A 17,367-nucleotide genomic window follows, 5' to 3' on the forward strand; every position below is an offset into this window, starting at 1 on the left:
ACGTGTGGCCCGCCGGCCATTCACGGTTGAAGGAGACAGAACGTTCATGACTATGACCACCAACGCACTCCCCGAGAGCGCTCCGCCTGAGCGGAAACCCGCTGCCCCACCGGCGCGTCCAGTGAACGCAAAACGTAAGCGTCGCTTCGGCTCTCAGGCGGCGACCGGTTGGCTGTTCATGGCGCCATTCGCCATCCTGTTCATCGTCGTCTTCGTTGTTCCCATCGGAGTGTCCATCCGATCAGCGCTCTTCGCCCAGAAGCCCGCCGGCGACGGTCTCTACGGTGGCGGTGAAATCGTTGACACCTTCGTCGGGTTCGACAATTTCGCTCTCGCCCTGGGTAGCGACGTCTTCTGGCTTGGCATGGGCCGGGTGACGCTCTACGCGCTCTTCCAGATTCCGGTCATGATCGTTGCAGCACTAGGCCTCGCTCTCCTGCTCGATTCCTTCCTCGTGCGCCGTCCAACGGTGTTCCGTCTGGCCTTCTTCCTGCCGTATGCCATCCCGGGCGTTATCGCCGCAATGATGTGGCTCTACCTCTACACGCCCGAGGTGTCTCCCTTCATGCAACTGCTGCCCGAGGGAACGGACCTTATGGGCCCGGGCACAGTTCTGCTCTCGATGTCGAATATGACCACCTGGACTTACACGGGCTACAACATGCTCATCTTCCTTGCCGCCCTTCAGACCGTGCCGCGCGAACTCTACGAGGCTGCTCGCCTCGACGGCGCATCCGGCTGGCAGATCGCGATGAAGATCAAGGTGCCTCTTGTGCGTTCGGCAGCACTGCTGGCCGTTCTGCTTTCCATCATCGGCACTGTGCAGCTCTTCAACGAACCGGTCGTCATGGAAGCCGCTAACCCATGGATGGGTAAGGCATACACGCCGATGATGCTCACATACAACTCGATGATGGGTGCGATTTCACCGTCAGGAACCGGCCCCGCCTCGGCATACTCTCTGCTGATGGCAGCGATCGCTGGTGCCCTGGCAATTGTCTACGCGCTGCTGCAGCGCCGGAAGGGAGCAAGCGCGTGAGCGTCGACCTCGTCACCGTCCCTAAGCGTCCTCAAAAAGAACGTCGCCAGAAGGCACCCGCTGCCGATCTCCCACCCAAGTCTGTTCTCCCTGGACCGGTCGCCCGGGTAGCAGGTATCGGCGCCCTCGTTGTCGCGACGCTGTACTTCGTCGCTCCTGTGGTGTGGGTGATGTTCGCTGCGACGAAGAACAACCGCGACCTGTCGTCGACGTTCGGCTTCTGGTTTGCTGATTGGAACCTCGTCACCAACTACGAGAGTCTGATGAGCTGGACCCAGGGCCTGTTCTGGCAATGGGTCGGCAACTCCATCTTTTATTCGCTGACCGCCGGACTGATCGGCACGCTGTTCGCGGTCATGGCGGGTTACGCTATCGCGAAGTTTGACTTCCCCGGAAAGCAAATTGCGGTCGGCGTGATCATGGCGGGGCTGCTCCTCCCAGTGGCGTTGTTGACGGTTCCCCTCTACCTCGAGTTCCAGGCGCTTGGCCTCGTTGACACCGTCTGGGCGATCATCATTCCATCGGCGGTTTCGCCGTTCGGTGTCTTCCTGGCCATGGTTTACGCGGAGTCATCGGTGCCAAGCGAACTGCTCGAGGCCGCCCGCATCGACGGGGCCGGGGAGACGCGCATTTTCTTCACCATCGTGCTTCGCCTTCTGGCGCCCGCTATGGTGACGATCTTCCTGTTCGTTTTCGTTGCCACCTGGAACAACTTCCTGCTGCCATTGCTGATGGTCTCGTCGCAGGAGCTGAAGCCCGTCACGCTGGGTCTGTTCGGCATGGTCAGCTACTTCGCCCCCGACAAGGGTGCGGTCATGCTCGGAGCGTTGCTCGGCGTTGTGCCGCTCATCCTGCTCTTCTTCACCCTGCAGCGGTACTTCCAGTCCGGCCTCGCCGCGGGAGCGGTCAAGGGCTAGATACCTACCCTCGTTAACGACGAAGGCTCCGTGGCATTCGCCACGGAGCCTTCGTCGTTAAGTCGGTTAGGAGCCGATGAACTCTTCGACCTCGCCGAGCTCCGCTCGATCGCGAACCTCGATTGCACCACCCAGTTGTTCAAGGTCGAGAACACGCACCTCATTGCGTCCTTCGCGCCACAGCGGCGCCGGCGCGTAGAGCGTCTCCTGAGGACCAACGCTCCAGTAGCGGCCGATGAGGAAGCCGTTCACCCAGACCATCCCCTTAACACCGCCAGGGAACGCGAGCCACGCATCGGCGGCAGCGGGAAGGTCGAATTCCGCACTCGCGAATCCGTCGGTGCCAACTTCTCCGATAAGCGGTTGACCGTCGAGCGGAAGAACGCGGTGGGTCCACCCATGTGCCAACCGTCGGCCAAGCAGTACGCCGCCGAGAATTCCCTTGCGTTCGCCCAGCTTCGCGCCGTAGTTGATGCGGCCGAGGCTCTCCACCACGATGGTGAGGATGCCGGAACGGGCGGGGCCGGCGATCTCCAGGCTGGTCTGGCCATCCCGCTCGAGCGTGCCGAGACGTTCACCATCGACGAAGACGATGGCCCGATCGTGGAGCCCATCGATCGCCAGAGTCGTTGAACCCGGAAGGTCGACGACACTCTCGTAAGCAACGATTCCGTCTGAGACGCCCAGTTCCTCAAATGTGAGGGGCAGCGGATGCTTCGGGCCGGCTGGCAGGGAACGCACAGCATCAATCAGCGACACCTCGGGAGTCAACGGAGCGGTTCGCGATTCCTGGAAGCGGGGTGCAGCGGGCAGCTCGGGCAGCGGTCCATCGTGGAACGGAGCGAACAACTCGCGGAGGGCCTCGAATTTCGCAGTAAGGCGGCCATCTTCGGCGATGGGGGCGTCTGAGTCATAGCTCGTGATCGTCGGCTGAAGCACTCCGTCCCAGTTTGCTCCGTTCCAGAGTCCGAAGTTCGTTCCGCCGTGCGCCATGTAGAGGCTTACCGAACCGCCGGCGGCGAGAAGTTCTTCGACGGTGCCTGCCGTGCTGGACGCGTGTCGAACGTGGTGGCGTTCACCCCAGTGGTCAAACCATCCACCCCACAGTTCACTGCAGAGAAGCGGGGTCGCGTCGGGAAGAAGCTCCTGAGCCGCCTCCACGCCGGTACCGAAGGTGAACGTCGGCATGGCGCCGTCAATCGACCCATTCCTGACCATGTCCGCGGTGGTTCCATCCGCTGTGGTGAGGAGTTCGACGATCCCGTGAGCCCGAACGAGGTCACGGAGGTGTTCCAGATACGCACGGTCCGATCCGAACGAGCCGTATTCGTTCTCAACCTGGAAGGCAACGATCGGGCCACCATGCACTGCCTGCAGGGGCGCCAATCGCGGCAACAACTCTTCGTACCAGGCGTCGACTGCCCGCAAGAATTCCGGGTCACTGGTCCGCACTCCTGAAGTCCGTCCAGTCAGCCATGTTGGGAGACCACCATTGGTCCACTCTGCACAGATGTAAGGGCTCGGGCGCACATAAACATCGAGCCCGAGCTCGCCGGCGAGGCGAATATAGGCTTCGACGTCACGCCACCCATCAAATCGCGGCTCACCTTCGGTCTCCTCGTGAAAGTTCCACGGAATGTACGTGTCGACCGTGTTGGCCCCCATAGCCGCAAGACGTCGAAGTCGGTCTTCCCACTGGTCGGGATGCACGCGGAAGTAGTGCACCGAACCGGAAAGCATCCGGTGCTCGCGACCCGCGCGTCGCAGGACATCGTCGTCGTACGAGAGGGCTGCGAGCGGGACGCCAGTCTCCCGAGTAGTCGTGACACTCATCTTGGTTCAGTCCTCCGATCAAGCGCGGCTTGCGCAAGTATGTTTGCGATAACATTACCGTGATTTCGGGCCACGGGGGGCTTTCATGAGGGAATTGAGTGAACGCTCACTACGATGGGGGAATGCCACGTCGCTCGCCCGAAGATAGGTCGCCAAGTCAGGTAGATGTCGCGAGGGCTGCTGGTGTCTCAGCCCAGACAGTGTCTCGGGTGATCTCCGGCCAATCGAACGTCCGCCCGGAGACGGCGCGCCGCGTCATGACCGCGGTCGATGCGGTCGGTTACCGTCTGCATGCCGCAGCGGCATCACTCGCCTCCGGTCGCACCAGAACGCTTGGGGTGATCCTGGTCTCGTCCGACCGGTACTCGACCAGTGCAATCCTGCTCGGGGTTGAGTCCGTCGCCGCGGAGTCCCGGTACACCGTCACAACGGCCAGCGTGCCGCACCACTCCACCCCGGCTTCCTTCATCGAGGCTTTCGAGCGACTGGAACGCCAGGGATGTGAGGGGATCGTCATCCTCGCCCCTGTCGGTTACCTCGCCGAGGCGCTGGGTACTCGAACCGAGCGAACTCCGACGGTCGGGCATCGGCAGGCAGACAGCATGGGCATCGATGCGCTCGTGGACCAACGAGCCATCGCGCGGGCGGCAACCGAGCATCTGCTCGAGCTGGGCCACCGCTCCGTGTGGCACGTGTCAGGAGATGATTTCTGGCAGGAATCGAAGGCACGGCGCGAGGAATGGGAAGCTGTCCTCCGCGAGCACGGTGCAACTCCACCGCCGGTCCTTCCAGGCGACTGGTCGCCCGAGTCGGGCTATCGCGCCGGCCGGACGCTCGCGGCAATTCCGGACGCAACTGCCGTCTTCGTGTCCAGTGACGAGATGGCCTTTGGCGTCATCCGGGCTCTGCACGAGGCTGGCCGCATTGTGCCGGATGAGGTGTCGGTGGTGAGCGTGGACGACATCGCGCTTGCCGCATACGCAGCACCGGCGCTGACGACGGTGGGGCAACCGTTCGAGAAGGTCGGGCGCGCAGCCGCGACACGAGTAATCGACATGATTGAGAAGCGCGAACCGAGCCCGGTGGAGCCGCTGCACCCGCAACTCATTGTGCGTGCTTCGACGGCGCGGCCCCCTGCGCCGTCCACGTAAAACGGGGACTGTGAATGACTATTTGTCGGACACGCCATTGCTGCGCTCCCCAGCGCCTTCTTCGCGAACGCAGTCCCGCACCTCACGAGGTCGTGCCTGCCATCTGCCGCGAGCTCCGGCGCGTGCTGGCGTCGGCTGCTGAGAATGTTCTGTGAGCGTGCAGCAACCACCTGATCAGGGTTGGTCTCGCGTGGTGAACCACAAACCACTGACCTCTTCACACCGCTCGCACTCACGGTCGGCATCATCGAGAGCGGGGTTTTTATCCTCTCATCGGGACAACGTTCGCGAACAATCCGGCGCGGTGAGGTCAGGGCGAACCTGATCATCGGGAGTACTAACGCTTCGCACGCTTAACCCCAACAGATCTTGGCCAACATCTTCCCGCCGATCGTGGCTTCATAAGCTCCCCGTGGCGCGAAATGGCGCACCCCCCGACCAGGGGCCAGGATTAGGGTTGGCGCGGATGTCGTGCTATTCCTTACGACTAATAGAGGTAAGCGGCGCTGCAATCTCGTGTGTACCGGCCCTTTTCGTACAGTCTGGGGGCTGTCGTGGTATCTGAAAAATCGTTCACCAAACACCTGGGTCAGGTATTGCTGGCAGGCTGCATCGCGATCGGGGTCAGCGTAGCGTCCGAATCTGCAGCTGTAGCCGCGACCACAATTGATGGGCCAATCGACCTGGGCACGGCGACCACCTTCGGCGTCCTGGGTGGAAGTACTGTGACAAACACCGGCCTGACCGTCGTCAACGGGGACGTCGGGGTCAGCGCAGGCTCATCCATCACCGGATTCGAGGGACCACCGGCCGGTTTGGCTACTGGCACCATTCACCGCGCAGATGAGGTGGCGAGTGAGGCGCAGCTTGACCTCACCACTGCCATCAATGCCGCCGCAAGCCTGACCCCCACGACCTCTGGGTTGGCGAATCTGTCGGGCATGTCCTTGACGCCTGGAGTGTATTCGGGCGGCGAGTTGTCGCTCAACAGCGGCGGACTCTTGACCCTCGCCGGAACCGCTGAATCAATCTGGGTATTCCAAGCGTCGAGCACGCTCACGGTCGGGTCCGGGTCACAGATTCAGATGACAGGAGGCGCATCGTCTTGCAACGTCTTCTGGGAGGTCGGGAGCTCGGCAACAATCGGCACCAATGCAGATTTCGTAGGAACGGTCATGGCAAACACGGCAGTCACGGCGAACACCGGGGCGACGATTCGTGGTCGCCTCCTGGCCAGCACAGCCGCCGTCACTCTGGACAACAACTTCATCACGGCGCCGACCGGTTGCGAGCCAGCTTCAACGCCCGTCGAAACTGACAGTCCAGCGTTCACATCGACTCCGCCGGCGAGTGCGACGGTTGGGACGCCTTATACCCACACCGTAACGGCAACGGGCACACCCGCCCCGACCTACAGCGTGACGGGCGGCGAACTGCCAACCGGACTGGAACTCGACAGCGCAACCGGCGTCATCTCGGGAACGCCCACGGCCCCAGGCCAAACAACCGTAACGATCACGGCGAGCAACGGTGTCACGCCCGTCGTCTCTTCCATCGTCACCTTTGAAACGTCCGCCGCCGATGCACCGGCGGCGACGGGACCCGGTTCTCGTGGAATTGTTCCGCCGACGGCGGGACCCGGTTCTCGTGGAATCGTTCCGCCGACGAACGAAGCGGCTCCAACAGCAGAGTTACCCATCAACGAAACCCCGTTCTCTGCTGAACGCGTGACAAACGGGGCGACGTCCATTGATGAGCTCGCGGCTACAGGTACCGAAACCGAGATGCCCGCGGTCCTCTCCTGGGCCGCAGCGTTGATGCTGGTCGGAGTGTTCCTCTTGATCGGTCGTCGAACGAAGCGTGCACGTGGCCGCGTCGAGAGCCCCGCGGGTCGCTGAGCTTCGAAGACGCAGTCAGCGGGTCCTCGGCGTCGGCGCTAGTCACCTGAGAGAGCTAGTTCGACGGCCGCCTGCGCCTGGATGCGCATCGTCGGAAACACCGGTACCGCTGTCGGTCGCTTCGATCAACAACTCGATCTCGGAGCAACCCAGGGTGATGCCTGCTACTCCGAGCACAAGTTCCTCGATCATGACCCGGTGCACGAATTCACGAGCGGATGCCGTCGGCACGATCACGTCGATTCCTCGCGTTGCGAGGCGGTCCCGAGAAAAATCGCGCTCCATCGTGAAAGCGGTGCCCAGGGATGCGACGCGCCTCGGACCCGTCTCTCAAACGATCAGGGCAGCGGCATCCGCAATGTGCAAAACCGGTACTCCGACGGTGTCTTCGATGCGATCCCGCCCGCCCCAAACTGGAGACTATTCACGCACGCCGCCGTCCGTTTCACTGAGGACCATAGAGGGGAGTCAACGTGGACTTGGGGTTTGCGGCGGTGTTGCCTTGGTAATCGTCGTTGGCGTGACTCTTCTCGCCGTCGGCCTCACCGTGTCCACGGCAGCCGGCATGTTGGAATCGCAGACTGCGGGCCGTGAGCAAATATCCCTGCGGAAACGCAACCGTGGTTATGGACAACCGCTGGCCAACGTCGTCGTGGGACTGGCGGCCAGCCTCCTCGTCTTAGCGGGAGCGGTTTTCCTCGTCATCGCTTGGGGGACCCCAGCCGTCTTCTTCATCAGTTTCGTGTTTGCGCCTCGCCTGATGGTCATAGCGCTACACAACAGGCACGTGCGCACCTCGCAGCTGGCGCGGGTCTCGAGATGAAGCCCGCTTAATACACGGAGGTCTCGTGCCGACCGCTCCGCCTCTTGAGTCACTGCGTGCGGAAATCCCGCGTCAACCGCAGAAAACACGCACTCGGCTCGCATCGGCTAGCCGAGAGTAAGGAGTGCCCAACTCGTAATCGCGAAGTGCTCCAGGATCACCCGTGCAGGCTTCAAACCTGTCACCATACTTCGGAGTCACGAATCGTGCTCGGTCATCGCGTCCTCCGACGCAAGTCGGTATCCGGACGATGACCCGAGCGCATCGAATGCCATGACCAGCGAGTGCACACGTTGATCGTCCGGATGCAAGAGTTCGATGAAGAGCGCACGCAGCGCCCCTCCATCGGACAGAGCTGAGATTGCTGCAGGGGTTTCGGAACTCGCGAATTCGTGGATACCATCACGCGTAAGTCCGCCGACCGTCGCCGGGATGCCCTCGGCCGTGACGAAGTCGTACCGGTTCATCAACTCCGCGATCACAGCGGCATCCAATGCGGGAGCACTCTCGAGGTTCTCGGTGTCGGCCCCGACCGCAGCGAAGACCAGCTCAGACTCCAGCAGCAAGGAGCTATCGCCGGTCCCGCTCAAATCATGGAAAGCGTGTTCAATTCCGTCGGGGCGGGAAGGTGCCGAATTGTCCGGAGGCGCGGGTGCGATGGAACTTGACCGGGAAGGGGGGAGCATTTGCTCGACCAGTCGTTGAAGAGCCGCATCTTCCGCTCTCGATGCTCGCCCTCTCAAGTAAGAAGAAGCCAATCGCTGGAATCTCCCGGTGATGTGCATGATCCCATTCCCGGGAACCTCAATCACTGTTTCTTGATGTTGAAGATCCGTTACAGACGACGGCTTCTGGAAGTACACCGCCAGCCTCGCATCGGGCGAAGATGTGCGACGACGTCAAAGACATAGTGCTCGAGAAGCTCACCCAGGTATGAGACTGGACCATTGGCTTCCTCGTCCTGCCGTTGAAACCGCGTCGCCAGGCTTCTCGATGTGGGAGGTAGCTCCGGTAGTCCGGCATCCAAACGAAGTTTGGCCCACTTCCAGAGCGGCACCAGAGATTCAAAAGATCCGTCCATTGGTCCGGTATCACCTCCGGAGCGTTCGATCACCTGCCGGAGTTCGCGCAGTTTCGCTGAATGCTGTGCCTCGAATTCGTCACGATATCGAAGGGCTTCATCGTGGCTCAGCTCGTACAAGAATCGGTAGGTCATGAGGGAGAGTGTACGAAAGAGGACGTCATCGAATGGCGGTTGAAGCTCGAAGCCTGGTGGCAGGCCTACGGACATTTCACGAAGGAGCGCAGCACGGACAGGCGCAGCTGGTGGTTCACCGAGGACCGGCTCCGCAAGGGTGGGCAATCAGCGCCGAGGAGGGCTACTGAGCAAGCTCGGGCTGGGCAGGACGGTCATGACACGCCCGAGCGTATCCGCACGTTCTTGCCTATAACCCCCTAAACCCCGATTCGCCGCCTGGACGCGAAAAAGCCTCCGATTTCTCGGAGGCTTGTTCTTCGGATTAGAACTTAGGCCAACCCACACTGTGGGCTATTCAGCTATCTCGATAGTCCGCGTATTTGCTGGGCCCATTTCTACTCATGCAGAAGTCATCATTTTCTAACAGGCAAACCATCATTTGGCCTCAGCAAGTCGCGGGTCGTTGAGGTGAGCTTGGCACTCCCACCAAACGTAGCCACTCCGGCGGCCGTTACACCGGCCCAGGTTGCGCCGACCAGCAGTCCGACTCCGAAGCTAGCGATTAGTTGCGCCGTTCCGCACCAAGGCCAAGGCGCCACCGGGCTAACGTTCACCCGCTGCCACCGAGCTCAGCGTTCGATCCACGCCGCTTAACATTTGAACGGACCATTCGTCCAGCCGAAAACCTGGCAATCGGGGGTTTCCGGATACGAGGGGTCGCCGACATGTCTCTGCACGTTTCAACGAACGCCTCACTATGGAAAAGGGCCTCTATTTCCGAATAAACCGGCACTGAATCCGTTACGTGCCGCGAGAAACCGGGCTGTTCGTGAGTGCGTCGCGGGTACTCGGGGCAAGCGTCTCGCCTCTGGTTGCTATTGCGCCCTTGCAACAATCGATGCCACCGCGGCTACCGTTCGTCTATCCTCTCTAAAAGAATGACCATCTCATCCAAGATATGGGCGGTCTTAGTGAGATGAAGACGGAGAACTCCTGGCATCACGTCTCGGATGCGTTCGAGCGCCTCGGCCCGATGACCTTCACCTTCCGTGTTTAGACTCCAAAAGTGGTGCCCCGCCATTTGCGATTCCAAGATGCTAAGCTCCGACGCTACTTGCCAGCGCTCTTCAGACTCATGCCTGTCCTCCGCGAGATCAACCGGACCGATCTCGTCTAGTAGCGTGTCACTTATCGGCAGGATCGCCCTCTCGGCCTCGGTACGAGCGATTAGTCTTTCGATCCAAGATCTCACCACTTGGTCAACCACTTTCCGTTCGGACCCATTTTCCCGCCGAACCGTCCGTAGTGCTTGCCTGGCTGATTCCCGTACCTCCGCTGGCCTTCTATTGACTTAGCCAAGTAGCGCATCGGTCCACCGTCTCGAGCTCCGTGTTTCTGATAGTGGTAGACAAAACTGGATTGCGGGCTGCGAAATGAGCCCTTGTCCCAGGTCTTTTTTATTGCTCGGTAGTTCTTGGACGAGGCTGCAAACTTGATCACAGCATGCGAGCGGTATTGTGCCTTATTGATTCCGGCAGCAATTTTTACATAACGCGCTGCGAATATTACTCCCCTCGTCGCTAACACAGCGCCCTTGATCGCAAGACCTGCCGCCGTGCCAACGCCGGGTACGAACATGATCGCTGTGGAAGCGATGTCGACCGCGAGGAGCCAGTCGAATCGACCATCCAAGTCCGAAGAACCTATCGGGTCCGTTGGCCAGACATAGTCGTTGTCGACGCCACCCTCGATAGGGTCCATCTGCAAAAACCTGCCGAGAGCCGGCACGTATAGCCTGGCACCCATCTCTAGCAGCGTTACGCTTCCCGTCGTATGCGGGAGCTTGAGACTCTCCTGATGCCAACCTGAACGGTCTGCTGTCCGATTGCTGTCGTCGGCGACCGTAGTCCCAATTGATTGAGTAGTCGGGTCGAGCGGTTGACCGTAGGGGTCAAACACTTTCAGTTCGCCTGTCGAAGTGCCTTGGCCTGTCGCAATAGTGTGTCCGAGAATTCCTGCGTACGCCCATTGTTTCGCAGCACCGGTAATTGCCACTGTCGCACCACCAGGGAGGTTGATGTGCCTTGTGACGGTGGATCCATCGATCGTGGCCCATGGTTGATCACCGTCGCCCCCGTAGAGATATTTTGTGGTTGAGCTCGCCCCGCCGGTTGCGGTGATCGTCCTGCCAACGACCCGACCGAGTGAGTCCCTGGTGAGGTTGACCGTGGCTCCGTTGGCGTAGGTGATGCTCCTGTGTTGATTTGTTGCGTCATACGTGAACGTCATGTCAGCGAGCCGGGTGACGTTGCCAGTGACGCCGTAGGCAATCTCGCTCGAGCTGAGGCCGTCTGCGACAGCATGCGAGCCCGCAATCGGATTAGTTACCATGCTGGAAGTGAGTCGATCGGCCCAGTCATAGCAATACGTTGACATTGTAGTGACGGCCGCGGTTGTTCCCGGAGCTGTGTACGCATCCCTCACGGTCGAACGACTGCTTGAGGCGCCAGCGGACTGATTGAGACCGCAGCCCCCCGTGCTCCCATAACCGTAGAGGAGACTGTGAGATGGAATATCGGCCGACACCAATCGCCCAGCCGCGTCATACCCGTATGTTGAGCTATGGGTAACCGCGGAACGGGTGACCACGTCACGAATGATCCGGCCGGTCTGGGATCGAATGACAGTATCGCTGATGGCGGCGGACGAGGGAAAGGTCCAGTCCATTCCCTTCAGTCTGGACGCAGCATCACGACTGATGGAAGCCAATTTGCTCCCGCCGGCGTAGGCGACCGATGTCAGCTGCTGAGCGCCGTCGTATATGGGCGATGCCAGGATCTCGCCGTCGACTTCGATCGCAGTGACCTTGCCATCACGGTCGTAGGTGTATTCGGTAACAACCGGAATTCCGCCAACGGGCGTAGTCGTGCTGCTAACCAATCGACCCGTTCGCGGGTCATAGGAGGCTGTGGTGACTGTGCCCCAGACGTCTTCATACTTGATGGTCTGGCCGATGAGGTTCGTGATGGTCGTGATTGTGGATCCATTGGGCGATCCCGACACGGCCCCGTCTGAAACGGTGACTTTTTCCCCAACCTCGGTTGCTGGAGTCGAATTGGTAACGACGGTGCGCGGCGGCACCCCTGAACCACCAAAGGCAGTTTCTTTGATCTTTTGTCCGCGAGCGTCGTACTTCGTGCAGGACCAGTCGGTGTCCCCGCTGGACCTCGTTCCCGCGATCCGTCCCATAACGTCGTACACGTATTCCGTGACAACTGCGTTCCCGCTGGCGGGTGTTGGACTGGTTGACGTTCTAAGGAACCCAAATTGCCGAACTCCGCCTGCTTCGCAGACGTTCGGCGCCGTTTCAAGTTCACCCCAGTATGAAGCGGTCGTCCTCGCTGTGCTGGGGGCCGCGGTTGTGTTCGCGGCCGGGAGCGTGCGGCTAAGGCGACGTAACCATCCTCCCGCGCCGGGCTGCTCATACGTGGTGCTCGTTGTGAGGCTCAAACCCCCGGGATCGATATTTGCGGTGGACGTTTGACCGAGCCAGGGGTGTGAGTACTGAAAGGTGGTGTGGATACCCGGAGCGAGGCTGTCGGAGATACCCGCGACGCCGCCGGGTGCGGAATCGTCAACGGTCCTCGAAGTAACGGCCCCGTAGTCAGGGCGGAGTGCGACGCCTGGGACAAGGACGAACGCTGAGCTCGCCGGCGTAGACCATTTCAGCTGTAGGCTCGCCCCGCCGGAGACATCATGGTATTCGAGTCGTATCCGGCGGGTCTCTCCGGCCGTGACGGTGAAGCCTTGCGAGGTAACGTCCGTAGGCGCCTGGGGAATCCACTGGTCGAGGGTGAGGGCGTCGTTCAACCACAGCCGGATTCCGTCATCGCTGGTCGTGCGCAGTCGATAGGTTCCCGTCTCAGGAAAAGTGATGAGGCCGGTCAGACGAATGGAGAAGTTGTCTGCGCTGATACCGGTGGCTGGCGCACTTGTACCCCAGTCACGGTCGACCGCACCTCCTACCGCACCTGCTAAGCCGAGATTGTATAGACGCGGCTGACCGGCGAGTTGTTGGGTGTCGGTGTAGTAGGCAGCATGGAGGCCCTGTAGTCCACCGTCGTAAATGGTGGCGGCGTGGCCCGGAACCACCCCGCACCCATTCGTGGCGACCGGGTTGGCCACGGGCGTCCCCCCGGCAGTGAAGCACGCCGCTGGCGCCGGCCCGTATGTGTGGAGAGGTCGGTCTGTGATGGGGTCGTAAACCGTTGTCTCTCTAACGCCGGTAGATGCGGTGGTCGAGAGCAACAGATCTTTCGTTGGATGCCATTCATTGGTTGTTGCCACACCCATCGGACTAGTCGAAGAGAGTTGCTTCCACCCCGCGTCATACGTCACTGTCGATGTCGAGTTGGGTACTCCGCCTAACGCTACGGTGCTTGTCCGAGCGGCCATGTTGTAGGCGTAAGTCTTGCTCATCCGGGCTTCCTGCCCGTCAGGCGACGGCTGGATGACGGAGCTAACGCGACCGTCGGCGTATTCGATTTCTAGGAAGGGAGGATCGAACGACGCCGGTTCCGCGAGGCTGAGCAAGTAGTCACTGGCGACGGTGTCCTGTATTTGAGTGAGAATGCGGTTGTTGTATCCGAACCAGGTTCGTTCCGCGCCGGGGTCTTCGATTAACCACAGGGATTCGTTGGGGCCGTAGTACAGGTTGGTCTCATCACCGTTTGGGTATTTAATTTTGCACAACATGCCCTCCGGTGGAGACCAATAGCTTGGTGCTAGGCCGTGGCAGTTCTGCGCGTCGTATGACTCTTCACCGTTGAAGTAGATGAGTTCTACTTTCCGGTGATAGGTGGCGCCGTCTTTTGACGCAGGATCAACGATTTGAGAGACCCGACCAGCGCTGTCGCGAATTGTGATCGGTGTGGCGGGGCGTTGACCGTCGGCCGCGGGTGTCGCAGATTCGATCCGGCCGTCGTTCGCGAACTGGTACACCGTTCCGTCTTCGTCTGTGAAGACCACTCGGCCGCGTCCGTCGAGGCTGGCGATTCCATATTCTCCGGTGGGTGGCGTGTACCCGCCCGTGGAGGTCTTCGTGTAGGTGTGGGTCGCCCCACTTGCGTCGGTAAGAATAATGGCGGACTCGGTGATTGATGCGCTGGACCAAGTGGTGGCGTCACCCGCGATGGGCATTGAGGCGGACCACCCTTCGGGAAGGATGGTGGGTTTTCGGCTTAACCAGTTCGCGGGGACGGGTACTGGACCTTCGGAATCGTTGAGGTCATCGGCCCACAATTCGACCCCAGCCCCGCCAACACCTTCGAAGAAATCGAGTTGAATCGGGACCTGAGATGTGGTCATGTTCGTTCCGCCGGTCCATTCAACAGGGACAGCACCGTGCGCCCACTTGTCGAGGATCAACTGGTTGTTGACGCGAAGCCGAACCCCGTCGTCGTGTTTCACTCCGAATCGCCACTTGGTGGAGTCATGGGGCACGCGGATGAACCCGGTCCAGCGCGCAAGGAATTGATCGGCGGGCACCGCCCCGCCCGGGGAACCGGTCCCCCAATCGAAGGACACAGTGGGGTCGTTGCGGACAATCAGTGGAGTCTTACCGTCGAAGGTGTACCCGGCAGCGGATGTAGGTATGTTCCCCGCAGCGTCCCGGGCGTCGAAGTAGGAACCCGTCAAGCCGTGGGTTGATGCACGAACTGATTGAGAGTTGTAGACGAAGGACATTCCCATAGGGCCGCCCAACGTCTCCACCGTCGGAGAAGTGAATGACACGTTCGCGTTGCCGTTAGCCATATTCACGGTGACGGGGCCCGCGGAGTCAAAGGGCGATGGGCCTGTCGATCCGAGGCGCATGTCGACCTTGAACTTCTTCGTCCAGGTCGGGTACACGTTCTTACTCAGCCCGTCGTGGGGCTGCACAATCCAGGAATAGAGACCGCCATCCTGGAGTGTGCCATCAGGCACCGTCCAGCGGGCTTTGCCGTCCGCGCTGGCCGGTATAAGACCAGAGGTGTAGACGGCGCCGGTTTTTCCGTCCTGCCCGGTTGCCAGCTTGAACTCGTACGTCACTTGGCCGCCCGCCGGGATGGCGTCCGGGTCGGTGACGGCGTCTACCTGAAGAGTGGGCGTCAGCGTGGTCAGCGTTTCTGGCAGCCCTGTAGTGTTCCCCGGTGTTGCGGACACTTCTGGCGGCGTTACCGGCACCTTCTCTGTTTTCAGGTTCCAAGTGCTGCTCACGCGTTCCGTGGTTTGCCCTGCTTGTCCGTTGTGCCCGTCGACCGTTCGAACTTGCCAGTAATAGGTGGTGTCCGGTCGAAGCCGACCTTCCGGGACAGTGGCTTGCTTAGCATCGAGCCAACCGGAGTCCCACACGGGTCCGCTCATGTCGGCGTTCGGTGAGACCCGGAAGAAGTAGCTCGGAGTGGAATACGGCGAGTATCCCTGCCCGGTGAGCGAGAGAGTCGGTGTGAGAGAGGCTCCGGTGGTGCCGTTGCTCGGTGACGTCTGGCCGACTGTCGGATACGGCCAGTACTCGATGAAGATTTCCGTTGCGATCTTCTTGTGGGTGTATGCCGCGCTTTCGTTGCCGCGGAACATGAAGGTGACTCCGGTATCGCCTTGGGCGAACGCTGACGCGAGGCGCCCACGGATTGCGTCTCCAGACGTCCACGTGGAGTTATTGCTGATTGCGTAGCTGGTCAGGCCTGTGCCAACGCAGTTGTAGCCGAGGCAATTGGCGTGGCTGATTTCACCGTTCTGAAGCGTGGTGGTACCCACTCCGTTGAAAGCAATGCCGAGCTGCGCATAGTTAATGAACTTGCCGGGAACGTCGGCGTAGTTGTAGCTCGCGAGAGCCCGCCAGAAGACGTTCTGGTTGTTCTGCCGGGTGTTACCGACGTGCAGCTGCCCGCTGTACGTCGCGCCGTCAGATTTGAATGAGTTGTTGTAGGACGGTCCGTGCTGGATGGTGGGGTCCACATAAATGGGGAACACTCGTTCAGGGGCGGCGAGCCACTCGCGCTCCATTTTGAGAGTGTATTTCCACTCGGAATCGTTGATCCGTTCCAGAGTCATTGCGGGATTGATCAGGGTGTCAGAGGATTTTTCATCCTTACCAGAGGAGTCCCATGCAACGGGTGCAGGAATCGTCATCACAACTGTTCCGTCGTCGTCGAGGAATTCGACGAGTCCGCCTTCCCGTGTTTCTGGGGTGAGCGAACCTGCATCGACCAGCCAGGACCATGACGTCGCTGAGGGGACGTCATGGAGGACGAGAGCTTCTTTGACGCCAGCGTTCTCCACGATGTACTGCAGGTCAACGTCCGGTTCCACTTCCTCGTAGATGAGAGTGTCATCCGGGGACTCGTTCTCGTCCGTCGAGAGCACTTTCGCGGACCCCTTGGCCACGCCTTCTAGCGTGAACCCGACCTTGTGTCCTTCGCTGGTTACCGTAACCGCGTTGGGGGCGTTCGCGTTCTTCGCGAATCTGGGGGCAAGCGGGTGGGCGTCAACTTTCCAACCGCCAGCTTTGACGTTCTTGAGTTCCGTCGAGATCGCCTCCCATCCGGTTTTAGTTTCGACGTTGATGGGGTCGGTGGACATTTGGCGGATCTGTGATCCATCCTCCCGCTCGAACGTGGTCGAGAACTCGTCCTGTTCGGCAACGGGTAGCTTGTCAGTTTCCGTAGCCAGTTCCTTCTGGTTCGGCAGGTCCTCCACAGCGGCTGGTTGCTCGTCATGGGCAGCGTCAATCTCGTCCGCCGAAAGAATGGTGTCGAACGAGCCGGCCGGCATATCTGGTGACCCCTCGTCGCCTTCCGTGTCAGGAAGTCCGAGAAGCTCGACATCGCCGGTGGTGAGCTGACCGTTGCCCGGAACCTTAAGATCGTCGTTCTTGACCTCTTCGACTGTTCGCCACCCAGCCATCACGCTCGCAGCGGTGGGATCGACAGGAAGGACAGCAAGAACAGCTGCCATCAATACTCCGATACCCGGAGCGAACCACTTTTTGCCCAGCACAAATACCGCCACTCGGTTGGACGCTGGGCACGATATCGCACCGACACACGCCGTGAATCCCCCAGGACTCAGCTGATTCGAAGGTTACACAGGGGCAACTCACATTGTCTCCATCCCCAAAGGAGGGCCACTCGCCAGCCTCCGTGTACGGGCCCATGCGGAGCCTTTTTCGTCGCTCAGCAACCTTCTGGGCGTTGGGGCCTCAGTGCAGACCTGCGGTGGAGGAACCGTCGCCGCGACGGGGAAGAGTTCGCGAATGGTAAGAGGCGATGGGCGCCGTTGGCTGCCCGAGGCGACGCGGCCAACAACTGCCGGGTGGCAACGAGGTCGAACGAAGCCTGACGCTCAGACTAAGTCCTCGTTCTGCGCGAGCTCGCGAACCAGCGATGCCCGCTTGCCGAAACTGCGTTGGTATAACACTCCACCCGGCTGAGTGGGCGCGATGGAATCCCCGCTCGACAAACCGCG

Annotated in this window: 10 protein-coding genes; 5 read left to right on the plus strand and 5 right to left on the minus strand. The window is 60.6% G+C overall.

Features of this window, described 5'->3' with window-relative positions; translation table 11 throughout:
- The first annotated feature begins 46 nt into the window (after positions 1–46).
- Positions 47–1,039, plus strand: coding sequence for a carbohydrate ABC transporter permease (locus D9V28_RS07170; RefSeq protein ID WP_229727927.1), 993 nt, complete (start codon positions 47–49; stop codon positions 1,037–1,039).
- Entirely contained in the window at positions 1,036–1,956 is a 921-nt protein-coding gene (locus D9V28_RS07175) for a carbohydrate ABC transporter permease (RefSeq protein WP_121659061.1), read from the plus strand. The genes D9V28_RS07170 and D9V28_RS07175 overlap by 4 nt, the downstream gene beginning before the upstream one ends.
- Positions 1,957–2,022: 66 nt before the next feature.
- Here the strand turns inward: D9V28_RS07175 and D9V28_RS07180 are convergent, their stop codons facing one another.
- Positions 2,023–3,789, minus strand: coding sequence for a glycoside hydrolase family 35 protein (locus tag D9V28_RS07180; protein WP_121659062.1), 1,767 nt, complete (start codon positions 3,787–3,789; stop codon positions 2,023–2,025).
- A 122-nt stretch (positions 3,790–3,911) separates the two neighbouring features.
- On the opposite strand from D9V28_RS07180, the gene D9V28_RS07185 reads away from it, so the two are divergent.
- Both D9V28_RS07185 and D9V28_RS07190 read left to right on the plus strand, forming a co-directional pair.
- A complete protein-coding gene (locus D9V28_RS07185) occupies positions 3,912–4,940 on the plus strand; it encodes a LacI family DNA-binding transcriptional regulator (protein WP_121659063.1) in 1,029 nt (342 codons plus the stop codon).
- A gap of 554 nt (positions 4,941–5,494) precedes the next feature.
- Positions 5,495–6,838, plus strand: a complete 1,344-nt coding sequence (locus D9V28_RS07190; protein ID WP_147440933.1) for an ice-binding family protein — start codon at positions 5,495–5,497, stop codon at positions 6,836–6,838.
- A 42-nt stretch (positions 6,839–6,880) separates the two neighbouring features.
- Here D9V28_RS07190 and D9V28_RS07195 read toward each other — a convergent pair whose 3' ends face one another.
- On the minus strand, positions 6,881–7,075 hold the full coding sequence (locus D9V28_RS07195; RefSeq protein WP_147440934.1) for a hypothetical protein: 195 nt from the start codon (positions 7,073–7,075) through the stop codon (positions 6,881–6,883).
- Between the two features lie 283 nt (positions 7,076–7,358).
- On the opposite strand from D9V28_RS07195, the gene D9V28_RS07200 reads away from it, so the two are divergent.
- Entirely contained in the window at positions 7,359–7,661 is a 303-nt protein-coding gene (locus D9V28_RS07200; protein ID WP_147440935.1) for a hypothetical protein, read from the plus strand.
- A 197-nt stretch (positions 7,662–7,858) separates the two neighbouring features.
- Here the strand turns inward: D9V28_RS07200 and D9V28_RS07205 are convergent, their stop codons facing one another.
- From D9V28_RS07205 to D9V28_RS07220, 3 genes are all read right to left on the minus strand, one after another.
- Positions 7,859–8,227, minus strand: a complete 369-nt coding sequence (locus D9V28_RS07205; protein ID WP_121659067.1) for a hypothetical protein — start codon at positions 8,225–8,227, stop codon at positions 7,859–7,861.
- 269 nt (positions 8,228–8,496) lie between these two features.
- A complete protein-coding gene (locus D9V28_RS15930; RefSeq protein ID WP_147440936.1) occupies positions 8,497–8,877 on the minus strand; it encodes a hypothetical protein in 381 nt (126 codons plus the stop codon).
- A gap of 1,230 nt (positions 8,878–10,107) precedes the next feature.
- Positions 10,108–16,911 carry a PA14 domain-containing protein gene (locus D9V28_RS07220; RefSeq protein WP_147440937.1) on the minus strand — a complete coding sequence of 2,268 codons (6,804 nt, stop codon included), beginning with the start codon at positions 16,909–16,911 and terminating at the stop codon, positions 10,108–10,110.
- Between the last annotated feature and the right edge of the window lie 456 nt (positions 16,912–17,367).

The organism is Mycetocola zhadangensis (assembly GCF_003668565.1).
Lineage (GTDB): Bacteria > Actinomycetota > Actinomycetes > Actinomycetales > Microbacteriaceae > Mycetocola_A > Mycetocola_A zhadangensis.